A 14272-nucleotide genomic window follows, 5' to 3' on the forward strand; every position below is an offset into this window, starting at 1 on the left:
GGCTTCAGAATGCAAGGGGTGGTAGTGAGAATGCTGCCGAAGCGTGCAATAGCGCTCCGGCAGCGAAGGGGATTATGGCTGGTAAGTACCCACGCCGAGTTCATCCTCTTTACGGGTACGGGCAATTACCGATTCCGGCGACTCGACCACTCGCAGTCCCATCTCCTCTTCGGTACGTACTACTTTACCGCGCAGGGAGTTAGGGAAGACATCGGTGATTTCCACGTCGACGAATTTGCCGATCATATCCGGGCTGCCTTCAAAGTTAACCACGCGGTTATTTTCGGTGCGTCCTGACAGCTCCATGATGTTCTTGCGGGAAGTCCCCTCCACCAGAATACGCTGTACTGTGCCGAGCATACGGCGACTCCAGGCCATGGCCTGCTGGTTAATACGCTCCTGCAGAATATAGAGACGCTGTTTTTTCTCTTCTTCCGGTACGTCATCCACCATATCGGCGGCCGGTGTGCCTGGACGGGCAGAGAAGATAAAGCTAAAGCTCATGTCGAAGTTGACGTCGGCAATCAGCTTCATGGTCTGTTCGAAGTCCTGGTCGGTTTCGCCCGGGAAACCGACGATAAAGTCGGAACTGATCTGAATATCCGGTCGCGCGGCGCGCAGCTTGCGGATAATCGCCTTATATTCCAGCGCGGTGTGGGTACGGCCCATCATGTTCAGCACCCGGTCAGCGCCGCTCTGCACCGGCAGATGCAGGAAGCTCACCAGCTCCGGCGTGTCGCGGTACACCTCGATAATGTCATCGGTGAACTCAATCGGGTGGCTGGTGGTAAAGCGGATGCGATCGATACCGTCGATGGCCGCCACCAGGCGCAGCAGTTCGGCGAAGGAACATACGCCATCGTCGAACGTGGGGCCCCGGTATGCGTTCACGTTCTGGCCGAGCAGGTTCACTTCACGTACGCCCTGAGCCGCCAACTGGGCAATTTCGAACAGGATGTCGTCGCACGGGCGGCTGACTTCTTCGCCACGGGTATAAGGCACTACGCAGTAGGTGCAGTACTTGTTGCAGCCTTCCATAATGGAAACGAAGGCGGTCGGCCCTTCGGCGCGCGGCTCCGGCAGGCGGTCGAATTTCTCGATCTCCGGGAAGCTAACATCTACCACCGGGCTACGATCGCCGGCAACCCGGTTGATCATTTCCGGCAGGCGGTGTAGCGTCTGCGGCCCGAAGATAATGTCCACATAGTGGGCGCGACCGCGAATGTGTTCACCTTCCTGTGAGGCCACGCAGCCGCCGACGCCGATAATCAGCTCGGGATTCTTTTCCTTTAATGTTTTCCAGCGACCTAACTGATGGAAAACCTTCTCCTGTGCTTTTTCGCGGATCGAACAGGTATTCAGCAGCAGAACATCCGCCTCTTCCGCCACGTCGGTTAACGTAAAGCCGTGGGTGGAGTTCAGCAGGGAGGCCATCTTAGATGAATCGTACTCGTTCATCTGACAGCCCCAGGTTTTGATATGCAGTTTTTTTGTCATTGGCTTGCCATATTGCTTCAGTTAATGCCGGAAATGCAGGGCGCGTATTGTAATGCTTTGACGCCTTCGTGACCAGTGGAGCGAGCCTGCCGCGCGCCACCCAAAAATCAGGTAGACTTGAGGGATTCGTGGTTTAAGGATATATGACGATGACAATTCAACCAACTGAAGTCGCCGTTGTCGGCGGAGGCATGGTGGGCGCCGCGGTTGCGCTGGGCCTGGCGCAGCGCGGATTTTCCGTCACGCTGATCGAGCATGAAGCGCCAGCGCCCTTTGAGGCAGGCAGTGCGCCCGATGTGCGGATTTCGGCGATTAGCTGCGCTTCGGTGCGGTTGCTGAAATCGCTGGGCGTCTGGCGTGCGGTACAGGCGATGCGTTGTCACCCCTGGCGGCGGCTGGAAACCTGGGAGTGGGAGAGCGCCCATGTGACCTTTGATGCCGCGGAGCTGAAGCTGTCGGAACTGGGCTATATGGTGGAAAACCGGGTGTTGCAGCTGGCGCTGTGGCAGGCGTTGCAGGTCCATTCCGGGGTACAGATTATCTGCCCCGGGCGGCTGAGCAGTATGACGCGCGAGCAGGGCCAGACCCGACTTTGCTTTGATGACGGCCAGCAGATGACCGCACAACTGGTGATAGGTGCCGACGGCGCCCATTCCCGGGTTCGGGAATGGAGTGGTATTGGCATACAGGGTTGGCAGTATCCCCAGTCCTGTATGCTGATTACCGCCCGTTGCGAGCAGGCGCCGGGGGATTGCACCTGGCAGCATTTTACCCCTAATGGCCCGCACGCTTTCCTGCCGTTGTTTGATGACTGGGCATCGCTGGTGTGGTACGACTCACCGTCACGGATTCGCCAGTTGCAGGCGATGACGATGCCGCAGCTTGCCCCGGAGATCCATCAGGCTTTCCCGTCCCGGCTCGGCGAAGTGACGCCGCAGGCCAGCGGTAGCTTCCCGCTGGTGCGCCGCCATGCGCTCCGATACGTTCAACCTGGCGTGGCGCTGGTAGGGGATGCGGCCCATACCATTCATCCGCTGGCAGGGCAGGGGGTAAATCTGGGCTATCGCGATGCTGAAGCCTTGCTGGAGGTGCTGGGCAATGCCCGCGAGCGCGGCGAGGCGTGGAGCGACTACGATGTGCTAAAACGCTACCAGAACCGCAGGCGTCTGGATAACCTGGCGATGCAGAGCGGTATGGATCTGTTCTACGCCGGATTCAGCAACAATCTTGGGCCGCTACGCGTCATACGTAATCTGGGATTGATGGCGGCGGATCGCGCCGGAGTGGCTAAGCGACAGGCGCTGAAATACGCCCTGGGTCTGTAAACAGAGAAAACCCGCGCTGGCGGGTTTTTGGGTTATGGGAATTGCAGATATGAAAAAGCCCGCTTGCGCGGGCTTCTCATTTTATTGGCTGGGGTGCAGGGATTCGAACCCCGGAATGCTGGAATCAGAATCCAGTGCCTTACCGCTTGGCGACACCCCAATAGTGTCTTTGCTTAACTGATTGTTGGTGCCTGATGCTGAACTCAGATCCACTGCTTACAGCCTGGCGACACCCCAACAGTGTCTTTCTAAAATTTGGCTGGGGTACGAGGATTCGAACCTCGGAATGCTGGAATCAGAATCCAGTGCCTTACCGCTTGGCGATACCCCAATAGTCTTTTCCGTTACCGCGCGCTGCGATTAAATCTGCCGGGCAGTACTCTAAAAATATGGTGGCTACGACGGGATTCGAACCTGTGACCCCATCATTATGAGTGATGTGCTCTAACCAACTGAGCTACGTAGCCATAGATTTTAGCGCAGACCAACTTAAAAGAAAGTTGGCTGGGGTGCAGGGATTCGAACCCCGGAATGCTGGAATCAGAATCCAGTGCCTTACCGCTTGGCGACACCCCAATAGTGTCTTTGCTTAACTGATTGTTGGTGCCTGATGCTGAACTCAGATCCACTGCTTACAGCCTGGCGACACCCCAATAGTGTCTTCTCTTCAGATAACCGCAAAACAACTGCGTTTATCATAAAAAATGGCTGGGGTACCTGGATTCGAACCAGGGAATGCCGGTATCAAAAACCGGTGCCTTACCGCTTGGCGATACCCCACCTGACAACGCCACGAAAATAAATGGTGCGGGAGGCGAGACTTGAACTCGCACACCTTGCGGCGCCAGAACCTAAATCTGGTGCGTCTACCAATTTCGCCACTCCCGCAAAATTATGGTGGCTACGACGGGATTCGAACCTGTGACCCCATCATTATGAGTGATGTGCTCTAACCAACTGAGCTACGTAGCCATCTTTTCGCGTTACCTTATCGGCGTTGCGGGGCGCATTATGCGTATTGGGCCCCGTAGCGTCAACACCTTTTTTGTCGAAAAGTGGCTCTGGCGTTCCGTTTGACTGGCTTATGAACAGCTTGCTTTAATAATCGGCAAAAACAGGCTATTTCTCCACTTATCCCGATGATGTTAAGGGTAATCTGTCCGTAAGAGATGATCAAAAAAGCGGGCGCTGGTGGCCCGCTTTTTGCAGTTTTACTTCAGGCGATTACTTGTAGGCATCCTGATGAACCCCTACGGCACGGCCAGAAGGATCGTTCATCGACTTAAAGGTTTCGTCCCACTCGATGGCTTTGGCCGAAGAGCAGGCCACCGAGGGGCCTCCAGGCACGCATTCGGCGGCGCTGGGCAGCGGGAACAGCTCTTCGAAGATCTCCCGGTACAGATAGCCTTCTTTAGAGCCGGGCGTGTTATACGGGAAGCGGAAGTGGGCGGTCTCCATCTGCTGATCGGTAATCTGCTGAGCCGCCACCTCTTTCAGGCTGTCGATCCAGCTGTAGCCCACGCCGTCTGAGAACTGCTCTTTCTGGCGCCATGCGACGCTCGCCGGCAGGTAGGATTCGAAGCATTCACGCAGAATATGCTTTTCCATTTTGCCGTTGCCGCACATTTTATCGCGAGGGTTAAGGCGCATCGCCACATCCAGGAACTTCTTGTCCAGGAAAGGTACGCGTGCCTCAACGCCCCAGGCGGACATCGCCTTGTTGGCGCGGGCGCAGTCGAACATATGCAGCGCCAGCAGTTTACGCACTGTCTCTTCGTGGAATTCACGCTCGTTCGGCGCCTTGTGGAAGTAAAGGTAACCGCCAAACACTTCGTCGGAACCCTCTCCGGACAGTACCATTTTAATGCCCATCGCTTTGATCTTACGCGACATCAGATACATCGGGGTAGAGGCACGAATGGTGGTCACATCGTAAGTTTCGATGTGGTAGATAACATCACGGATCGCATCCAGCCCTTCCTGCACCGTAAAGTGGATTTCGTGGTGTACGGTACCCAGGTGGTTAGCGACCTCCTGAGCGGCTTTCAGATCCGGAGAGCCTTCCAGGCCAACTGCGAAGGAGTGAAGCTGAGGCCACCAGGCTTCGCTGCGCTCCTGATCTTCCACCCGGCGTGCGGCGAACTTCTTGGTGACAGCGGAAATAATCGAGGAGTCGAGACCGCCGGAAAGCAGCACGCCGTAGGGGACATCCGACATCAGGTGGCTTTTCACCGCCTCTTCCAGCGCCTGACGAAGGGCGTTCTTATCGGTTGCGTTGTCTTTAACCGCGTCGAACTCGAACCAGTCGCGCTGGTAGTAGCGGCGGATCTCGCCGTCTTTGCTCCACAGATAGCTGCCCGCCGGGAACTCTTTAATCGTGCGGCACACCGGTACCAGCGCTTTCATTTCAGAAGCGACATACAGGTTACCGTGTTCATCATGCCCCATATAAAGAGGGATGATGCCGATATGGTCGCGGCCAATCAGATAAGCGTCCTGCTCGCTGTCATACAGGGCAAAGGCGAACATTCCCTGTAGCTCGTCAAGAAATGCCGGACCTTTTTCCTGATACAGGGCAAGAATGACTTCGCAGTCAGAGCCAGTCTGGAATGCGTAGCGATCGCCGTATTCGGCGCGCAGGGCCTGGTGGTTGTAGATTTCACCGTTAACCGCCAGCGCATGGGTTTGATTTTCGTTATATAAAGGCTGGGCACCGGCGTTAACGTCGACAATGGAGAGGCGTTCATGGGCGAGAATAGCGCGGTCACTGGCATAAACGCCGGACCAGTCGGGGCCACGATGGCGCATCAGGCGCGACATCTCCAGCGCCTTTTTACGCAGCTCACCCGCGTCAGTTTTAATATCCAGAATACCAAAAATCGAACACATAACCTTCTCCGTCACAGATGCTGTTGTGCTAAAGCGAGCAGCGGTTGCGTTGTTTTATTACCGCTGTTACTGCCTGTCATGGTAAGGACAATGCCCCAGAATACGGTGTCCTGGCAAGCGAATTACCGGTCAGATATTGAAAAAATCAATGGTCCTTGCCGAATAGTAAAAAATGGCTATCTTTTACACGCGATTATTAACGAATCGGCAATTTTTATGCTTTTTTATTGAATGGAAGGACGCGCCGGTTAAGGCGCGTTGCCGATCAGATAACGTCGATCTCTGCGACGGAGGGGTAAATCCAGGTGGGGCGGAACGGCATATCGTCAATATCGTTCAACGCTGAAACGCCGGACAGCACCAGAATGGTCTGCAACCCCGCCTGAAAACCGGCAAGAATGTCGGTGCGCAGATTGTCACCGACGATCACCGTATCTTCGGAGTGGGCCTGCATTTTGTTCAGGGCGGCGCGGATAATCCACGGACTGGGTTTACCGACATAAAAAGGTTTACGCCCGGAGATCTTCTCAATACCAGCGCACAGCGCGCCGCAGGCCGGCACCATACCGTGGCCGTGGGTATCCGGGTTGGTAGCGATAAAGCGCGCGCCGTTCGCTACAAACCAGGCCGCCTTATGCATCATATCCCAGTTGTAGGAGCGGGTTTCGCCGACGATAACAAAGTCGGGGTTGATATCAGTAATGGTAAAACCCGCTTTATACAGCTCGTGAATCAAAGCGCCTTCGCCCACCACATAGGCCTTTTTCCCCTCCTGGCGGCGCAGGAAATCTGCGGTGGCCATGGCGGAGGTATAGAACAGGCTATCCGGCACATCAACGCCCGCAGAGGCAAAACGGTTAGCGAGATCCTGACCGGTCTGGGACGGATAGTTAGTGAGCAGCACCACCGGAATCTCTTTTTCCAGCAGTCCGGACAGAAACTGCGCGGCGCCTGGAACGGCGACGTTATCGTGCATCAGCACGCCGTCGATATCGCAAATTACATTTTTTATCGTCATAGTCAGTCGGATGATTTACGGAAGATGGCCTGGGCCTGAATCGCTATGGTAACCAGCGGCGGCGTTATCCGGAAGTAAAATCCCGCGCCGCCGTCATGGTCCGGGGTTACTCTTCCAGCAGTCGCTGCAGGAGTGCTCCGTTAAGCATAGCGCGCTTTACCAGAGCGAAGGCGCCGATGGCTGAACGGTCATCAAGATGGGAGCGGACGACCGGCAGATTGCGGCGAAAGGCTTCCAGCACCTGAGTATTGACGCAGCGGTCAATGGCAGGCAGCAGGATTTTCTCCGCCTCCATCACTTCGCCGGCGATCACGACCTTTTGGGGATTAAACAGATTAATGGCAATGGCGATAGCCTTGCCCAGATGGCGTCCAACCTGCTCCAGCACCTCGCTGGCCAGCGGGTCGCCGCGGTTGGCGGCACGGCAAATATCCTGGATTCGGCAGTTGTCCGGGTCCAGTCGGCTCTGGTAGCCCTGGGAAAGCAACTGCCGTACCCGTTGCTCGATGGCTGCGTTAGCGGCAATGGTTTCCAGGCAGCCGAAGTTGCCACAGTGGCAGCGTTCGCCCAGCGGATCGACCTGAATATGGCCAATTTCACCGACATTGCCGTTGCGGCCAATAAAGATCTGTCCGCCGGAAAGAATACCGGCCCCGGTACCGCGATGGACGCGCACCAGAATAGAATCTTCGCAGTCCCGGGTGGCGCCGAAGTAGTGCTCCGCCAGCGCCAGGCTGCGAATGTCATGCCCCACGAAGCAGGCAAAGCCGAAGCGCTGTTCCAGTTTTTCCACCAGCGGCCAGTCATCGACCTCGATATGGGGCATATAGCGCACCACGCCGCTTTCAGGATCCACCAGGCCAGGCAGAATCACGGAGATCGCAATCAGTTCGCGAATCTTGCGCTGACAGTGGCTAATAAAATCTTCAATAGCCGCCAGCAGGGCGATTTCAAGCGCATCCTGACGTCGTTCCGGCAATGGATAATGACGTTCTTCCAGCGCCCTGGCGCTGAGATCGAAAAGCGTCAGGGTTGCGTCGTAACGGCCAAGACGCACGCCGATGGCTTGAAAGCCGCGGGTCTCGGTAACGATGGAGATAGCCCGGCGTCCGCCGGTGGATGCCTGCTGATCGACCTCTTTAATTAAACCGCGCTCGATCAGCTGGCGGGTGATTTTGGTGACGCTGGCGGGGGCAAGCTGGCTTAGCTCGGCGATCTGGATGCGCGATATCGGCCCCTGTTGATCGATCAGACGGTAAACCGCCGCTCCGTTAAGCTGTTTGACCAGATCAACATTACCTATTTGCGCTTGTCCGCCAGTCGTCATACCCGTTTATCCGATTGAGACCTCGTCTCCGTTAACGATGGTCTTGATAATTTTAAAGTCGCGGCTGAACGCGGTCAGGTTTGCTACCTTGCCCGCTTCCAGTGTGCCCAGACGGTCCGCCACGCCCATGGCCCTGGCGGGGTAGAGCGTTGCCATACGCAGGGCTTCATCCAGCGCGATGTTGACATGCTCCACCAGATTACGCACCCCTTCGATCATAGTCAGCGCCGAGCCGCTCAGGGTTCCGTTCTCATCCACGCACAGTTCATTCCGGTAGTATATTGTTTTACCAGCAAAAATGAACTGGTCAATATCGGAACCTGCCGCTGCGGTGGCATCGGTCACCAGGCACAGCTTTTCGCCTTTCAGTTTTTTCGCAGTGCGAACGTTGGCGTAACTGACGTGCAGCCCGTCAGCGATAACCCCGCAGTACAGATCCGGATCGTCGAAAATGGCACCGGTCAGGCCCGGTTCACGACCGGTAATATAAGGCATGGCGTTATACAGGTGAGTTGCGAAGCTGATGCCCGCGCGGAAGCCGCGCTTCGCTTCCTGCCAGGTGGCGTTAGAGTGGCCAGCGGAAACGCGGATACCGGCATCCACCAGTTGGCGAATCACGGCCGGATCGACCTCTTCCGGGGCGAGGGTGATTTTGGTAATGACGTCGGCATTCTGGCACAGGAAGTTCACCAGGCTGGGATCCGGCTTGCGAATATACTCAGGGTTGTGGGTCCCTTTCTTCACCAGACTCAACCACGGACCTTCCAGATGCAGCCCCAACGCCTGGTTCTGATGCTTGTCGAGGTATTCACGCATCACGTTAACCGCATGCATCATTAACTCATCGCTGGAGGTGATAAGCGTCGGCAGGAAGCTGGTACAGCCGGAGCGCTCGTTGGCCTTCTGCATGATTTCCAGGGTTTCCACGCTTACCGCGTCGGCGGTGTCGTTAAACATGACGCCGCCGCAGCCGTTTAGCTGAACGTCAATAAATCCCGGGGCGATAATGGCACCACCCATATTGCGCGTGGCGATATCCTGCGGCAGCTCTGCCTGCGGACAGATGCGGTCAATGAAACCGTCCGCGATGATAATCGCATGGTCGTCCAGAACGTCGTGACCGGTAAAGATACGGCCATGGGTTAGTGCATACATAGTTACCCCCGGAATAGATATGACTTAAAGACCTTTAATACTTTCAGCTTCCAGCTCGTTGAAGTACTTCAGCGTTTTGACCTTCAGCTCCATGGTAGAAGGCTCGTCGCAGACGATAACCGCTTTCGGATGCAATTGCAGGCAGCTGATGGTCCACATATGGTTTACGTTGCCTTCGACTGCAGCCTGCAGCGCTTGCGCCTTGACGTGGCCCAGCACCAGGATCATCACCTCTTCAGCGTCCAGTAGGGTACCTACGCCAACGGTCAGAGCGTATTTCGGAACCTGATTGACATCGCCGCCAAAGAAGCGGGAGTTGGCGACCCGGGTATCATGGGTCAGAGTTTTGATACGGGTGCGGGAAGCCAGCGAAGAGGCCGGTTCGTTAAAGGCGATATGGCCGTCGTTACCCACGCCGCCCATAAACAGATGGATTTTGCCGTAGGCACGGATTTTCTCTTCGTAATTGCGGCACTCTTCATCAACGTCTGGCGCATTACCGTCCAGCAGATTGATATTTTCCGCCGGGATATCGACGTGGTCAAAGAAATTACGGTGCATGAAGCTATGGTAGCTTTCCGGATGCTCTTTCGGCAGGCCGACGTACTCGTCCATATTGAAGGTAACGACGTGTTTGAAGCTAACTTCACCTGCGTTATAAAGTTCCACCAGCGCCTTGTAGGCTTCCAGCGGCGTGCCGCCAGTCGGCAGACCCAGAACGAAAGGGCGGTCTGCGGTAGGCTTAAAGGCGTTAATACGGTTTACAATATGGCGGGCTGCCCATTTACCGACCTGTTGAGCCGTTGTCAGGGGAATCAGTCTCATCATTCACCTCTATAAAAGTTAAGTTAAACGTGCTGGCCGGATTGCCGCTTATACTGAAGTAAAGATTAACCCAGATTTGCCGCACGGCGGCGTTTATCCGTCCTGATATTTTGCATAATAAAATAAGTTTTATAAGATAGCCATAGAGATGCCAGGCAAGATACGAAATTTGGTGATTGAATTCACAAAAAGCAGGGTTTTAATTTGCGAAGCGAATTAAATTTCCACACACTCTGCTGCGATATGACATTTGCCGTATGGATTAGCCCGTAGCCCGGGCCGATCGCACTATAAAAAGAGTTACGAGGCTTCACTCGGGGTCTTCTAGGGGGAATAAAGTGAGTATTCTAGGCTACTTACAGCGCGTAGGGCGCGCTTTGATGGTGCCGGTGGCCACGCTGCCCGCCGCCGCCATCCTTATGGGTGTCGGTTACTGGATCGATCCGGTCGGCTGGGGGGGCGATAATGCGCTCGCTGCCTTCTTTATCAAGTCCGGTGCCGCCATCATAGATAACATGTCTGTGCTGTTCGCCATCGGTGTTGCATACGGCATGTCCAAAGATAAAGACGGTGCAGCGGCGCTGACCGGCTTTGTCGGTTTTCTGGTTTTGACCACGCTCTGTTCACCTGCCGCGGTCTCCATGATCCAGAGCATCCCGGAAGCGGAAGTTCCTGCCGCCTTCGCGAAAATTAATAATCAGTTCGTGGGTATCCTGGTGGGTATCATCTCGGCTGAGCTGTATAACCGCTTCAGCGGCGTGGAGTTGCCGAAAGCGCTGTCGTTCTTTAGCGGTCGCCGTTTGGTGCCGATTCTGACCTCCTTCGTGATGATTGCTGTCGCCTTCGTACTGATGTACGTCTGGCCGGTGATCTTTGGCGGCCTGGTGGAGTTCGGCGAATATATCCAGAAAATGGGTTCCATTGGCGCCGGGGTTTACGCTTTCTTTAACCGTCTGCTGATCCCGGTAGGCCTGCACCATGCGCTGAACTCGGTATTCTGGTTCGATGTCGCGGGTATCAACGATATTCCTAACTTCCTGGGCGGCGCTCAGTCTATCGAGGCGGGTAAAGCGGTTGTGGGTATCACCGGTCGCTATCAGGCGGGCTTCTTCCCGATCATGATGTTCGGTCTGCCTGGTGCGGCGCTGGCGATTTACCAGTGCGCACGCCCCGAAAACAAAGCGAAGGTGATGGGTATCATGATGGCGGGGGCGTTCGCCGCCTTCTTCACCGGTATCACCGAGCCGCTGGAGTTCTCCTTCATGTTCGTTGCGCCGGTACTGTACGTGATTCACGCCGCACTGACCGGTATCTCTGTTTTCATCGCCGCCAGCATGCACTGGATTGCCGGTTTCGGTTTCAGCGCCGGTCTGGTGGATATGGTGCTCTCTTCGCGTAACCCGCTGGCCACGCAGTGGTACATGCTGATTCCGCAGGGCCTGGTGTTCTTCGTTATTTACTATCTGGTGTTCCGCTTCACCATCACCAAATTTAACCTGATGACGCCGGGGCGCGAGCTGGCCGTGGCCGGTAGCGAAGCCGATGGTCAGGACACCAATGTCAGCGGCGGTGAGAAGCAGGACGTCGCCGAACTGGCTCGTCAGTACATCGCAGCGGTAGGGGGTTCCGATAACCTGACCGGTATCGATGCCTGTATCACTCGCCTGCGTCTGTCGGTGAAAGATTCTGCGGTGGTGGATGACGCACTGGCTAAGCGCCTTGGCGCCAGCGGCGTGATTCGCCTGAACAAGACCAGCGTACAGATCATCGTTGGCTTTGTAGCTGAGAAGATCGCCAACGCCATGAAGACCACGGGACCGGTTGCAGCCTCACAGTCTGACGCAGCTCAGTCGGCGCCTGCCGCACAGGCCAGGCCTCAGGCGGTGCGCAACGACCTGCCGACGCTGTTGACCCTGGTGGCGCCGGTTAGCGGCGAACTGGTGGCGCTGGACGAGGTGCCGGACGAAGCCTTCGCCAGCAAAGCGGTAGGCGACGGCGTAGCGATTAAGCCCAGCGATAAGACGGTCGTGGCTCCGGCGGCAGGCACCGTGGTGAAAATCTTTAATACCAACCACGCTTTCTGCCTGGAGACCGATGACGGCGCTGAGATTGTGGTGCACATGGGTATCGATACCGTGGCGCTGGCAGGTAAAGGCTTTAAGCGTCTGGTAGAAGAGGGGGCCTCTGTTGCTGCCGGTCAGCCGGTGCTGGAGATGGATCTTGACTTCCTGAACGCCAATGCGCGCTCGATGATTAGCCCGGTGGTCTGCAGCAACATCGACGACTACAGCGGTCTGGTGGTGAAAGCGACCGGTACTCTGGTGGCTGGCGAAACCCCGCTGTACGAGATTAAAGCGAAGAAATAACGTCTGTCGGACGATATCTCTGAGAGCGGCCGGGTGAGAACCCGGCCGTTTTTTTATTCCCGCGCCAAAGCTGTGCGAATTTCTGTAACTAAGGGTTGTGTCCGGCGACGGCTTGTAAGATCATTCCACGTTAACCGAGTTAAAAACGCTTTGAGGTATTAAGAGATGAGTGAGGCTGAAGCCCGCCCAACTAACTTTATTCGCCAGATTATTGATGAGGATCTGGCCAGCGGCAAACACACCACCATTTGCACGCGTTTCCCTCCTGAGCCGAACGGCTATCTGCATATCGGCCATGCGAAATCCATCTGCCTGAACTTCGGCATCGCTCAGGATTACCAGGGCACCTGCAATCTGCGCTTCGACGACACTAACCCGGTTAAAGAAGATATCGAGTATGTGGACTCCATTAAGCAGGATGTCGAGTGGCTGGGCTTTCACTGGGCGGGTGACGTGCGTTACTCCTCTGACTATTTCGACCAGCTGTACCACTACGCCATCGAACTGATCAACAAAGGCCTGGCTTTCGTTGATGAACTGACGCCGGAGCAAATTCGTGAATACCGCGGCACTCTGACCGAGCCGGGCAAGAACAGCCCGTATCGCGATCGCAGCGTGGAAGAGAACCTGGCGCTGTTTGAAAAGATGCGTGCCGGTGAATTCGCCGAGGGCACCGCCTGCCTGCGTGCGAAGATCGATATGGCATCGCCGTTTATGGTGATGCGCGATCCGGTGCTGTACCGCATTAAATTTGCCGATCATCACCAGACCGGCAATAAGTGGTGCATCTACCCGATGTATGATTTCACCCACTGCATTTCCGATGCGCTGGAAGGGATCACCCATTCGCTGTGTACCCTGGAATTCCAGGATAACCGCCGCCTGTATGACTGGGTGCTGGACAATATCACCATTCCGGCTCATCCGCGTCAGTACGAGTTTTCGCGCCTGAATCTGGAATACGCCATTATGTCCAAGCGTAAACTCAATCTGCTGGTGACCGAGAAGATAGTGGAAGGCTGGAACGATCCGCGTATGCCGACCATTTCCGGTCTGCGTCGCCGTGGCTACACTGCGGCCTCTATCCGCGAATTCTGCAAACGTATCGGCGTGACCAAGCAGGACAACACCGTTGAGATGGCGTCGCTGGAAGCCTGCATTCGCGAAGATCTGAATGAGAATGCGCCGCGTGCGATGGCGGTTATCGATCCGGTTAAGCTTATCATCACCAACTACCCGCAGGGGCAGAGCGAGATGGTGACCATGCCGAATCATCCGAACCGTCCGGAGATGGGTAACCGCGAGGTGCCTTTCAGCGGTGAAATCTGGATCGATCGCGCTGACTTCCGTGAAGAAGCGAACAAGCAGTATAAGCGTCTGGTGCTGGGCAAAGAGGTACGTCTGCGTAACGCCTATGTGATCAAAGCCGAAGAGGTGGAAAAAGACGCCGATGGCAATATCACCGCGATTCGCTGTAGCTACGATGCTGATACCCTGAGCAAAGATCCGGCCGATGGCCGCAAGGTGAAAGGGGTGATTCACTGGGTCAGCGCCGCTCACGCATTGCCCATTGAAATCCGCCTCTATGACCGTCTGTTCAGCGTGGCGAACCCGGGCTCGGCGGAGGATTTCCTTTCTACCGTTAACCCAGAATCGCTGGTGGTGAAGCAGGGCTACGGCGAGCAGAGCCTGAAGGCGGCACAGCCGGAAAATGCGTACCAGTTCGAACGTGAAGGCTACTTCTGTCTTGATGGGCTGACCAGCAGCGCCGATAAGCCGGTATTTAACCGCACCGTTGGACTGCGTGATACCTGGGCGAAAATGGGCGGCTAATATTGCGCGCCTGAATCGCCATAAGTAAAACCCCGGC

The 14272-nt window shown here is 55.9% G+C and carries 9 protein-coding genes and 7 tRNA genes; 3 read left to right on the forward strand and 13 right to left on the reverse strand.

The window, feature by feature from the left end; genetic code table 11:
• Positions 1–72: 72 nt before the first annotated feature.
• Entirely contained in the window at positions 73–1497 is a 1425-nt protein-coding gene (miaB, locus tag SCU88_RS07585; protein WP_138096413.1) for a tRNA (N6-isopentenyl adenosine(37)-C2)-methylthiotransferase MiaB, read from the reverse strand.
• Positions 1498–1646: 149 nt separating this feature from the next.
• Here miaB and ubiF point away from each other — a divergent pair, with 149 nt between their 5' ends.
• Complete coding sequence (gene ubiF / locus SCU88_RS07590) at positions 1647–2822, forward strand: 3-demethoxyubiquinol 3-hydroxylase (RefSeq protein WP_175339667.1); 1176 nt, start codon at positions 1647–1649, stop codon at positions 2820–2822.
• A gap of 85 nt (positions 2823–2907) precedes the next feature.
• Here the strand turns inward: ubiF and SCU88_RS07595 are convergent.
• The 12 genes from SCU88_RS07595 to nagB form a co-directional block, all read right to left on the reverse strand.
• Positions 2908–2982: transfer RNA gene (locus SCU88_RS07595), tRNA-Gln, on the reverse strand.
• Between the two features lie 96 nt (positions 2983–3078).
• Positions 3079–3153: transfer RNA gene (locus SCU88_RS07600), tRNA-Gln, on the reverse strand.
• Positions 3154–3212: 59 nt separating this feature from the next.
• Positions 3213–3289 (reverse strand) — tRNA-Met (locus SCU88_RS07605).
• Between the two features lie 34 nt (positions 3290–3323).
• Positions 3324–3398 (reverse strand) — tRNA-Gln (locus SCU88_RS07610).
• A gap of 129 nt (positions 3399–3527) precedes the next feature.
• Positions 3528–3602, reverse strand: a tRNA-Gln gene (locus SCU88_RS07615).
• 23 nt (positions 3603–3625) lie between these two features.
• Positions 3626–3710 (reverse strand) — tRNA-Leu (locus tag SCU88_RS07620).
• A gap of 7 nt (positions 3711–3717) precedes the next feature.
• Positions 3718–3794, reverse strand: a tRNA-Met gene (locus SCU88_RS07625).
• A gap of 252 nt (positions 3795–4046) precedes the next feature.
• Positions 4047–5711 carry an asparagine synthase B gene (asnB, locus tag SCU88_RS07630; RefSeq protein ID WP_175339668.1) on the reverse strand — a complete coding sequence of 555 codons (1665 nt, stop codon included), beginning with the start codon at positions 5709–5711 and terminating at the stop codon, positions 4047–4049.
• Between the two features lie 265 nt (positions 5712–5976).
• Positions 5977–6729, reverse strand: coding sequence for an HAD-IIA family hydrolase (locus SCU88_RS07635; RefSeq protein WP_138096416.1), 753 nt, complete (start codon positions 6727–6729; stop codon positions 5977–5979).
• Between the two features lie 106 nt (positions 6730–6835).
• Positions 6836–8056 carry a DNA-binding transcriptional regulator NagC gene (gene nagC / locus SCU88_RS07640; protein WP_138096417.1) on the reverse strand — a complete coding sequence of 407 codons (1221 nt, stop codon included), beginning with the start codon at positions 8054–8056 and terminating at the stop codon, positions 6836–6838.
• A 6-nt stretch (positions 8057–8062) separates the two neighbouring features.
• Positions 8063–9211 (reverse strand): N-acetylglucosamine-6-phosphate deacetylase, encoded by a 1149-nt coding sequence (gene nagA, locus SCU88_RS07645; protein WP_138096418.1) that lies wholly within the window; start codon positions 9209–9211, stop codon positions 8063–8065.
• 24 nt (positions 9212–9235) lie between these two features.
• A complete protein-coding gene (gene nagB, locus SCU88_RS07650; RefSeq protein ID WP_138099195.1) occupies positions 9236–10036 on the reverse strand; it encodes a glucosamine-6-phosphate deaminase in 801 nt (266 codons plus the stop codon).
• 338 nt (positions 10037–10374) lie between these two features.
• On the opposite strand from nagB, the gene nagE reads away from it, so the two are divergent.
• A complete protein-coding gene (gene nagE, locus SCU88_RS07655; protein WP_138096419.1) occupies positions 10375–12402 on the forward strand; it encodes an N-acetylglucosamine-specific PTS transporter subunit IIBC in 2028 nt (675 codons plus the stop codon).
• Between the two features lie 165 nt (positions 12403–12567).
• Positions 12568–14235, forward strand: coding sequence for a glutamine--tRNA ligase (glnS, locus tag SCU88_RS07660; protein WP_138096420.1), 1668 nt, complete (start codon positions 12568–12570; stop codon positions 14233–14235).
• Positions 14236–14272 lie beyond the last annotated feature (37 nt).

The organism is Jejuibacter sp. L23, from assembly GCF_050815825.1.
Taxonomy (GTDB): Bacteria; Pseudomonadota; Gammaproteobacteria; order Enterobacterales; family Enterobacteriaceae; genus Jejubacter; species Jejubacter calystegiae.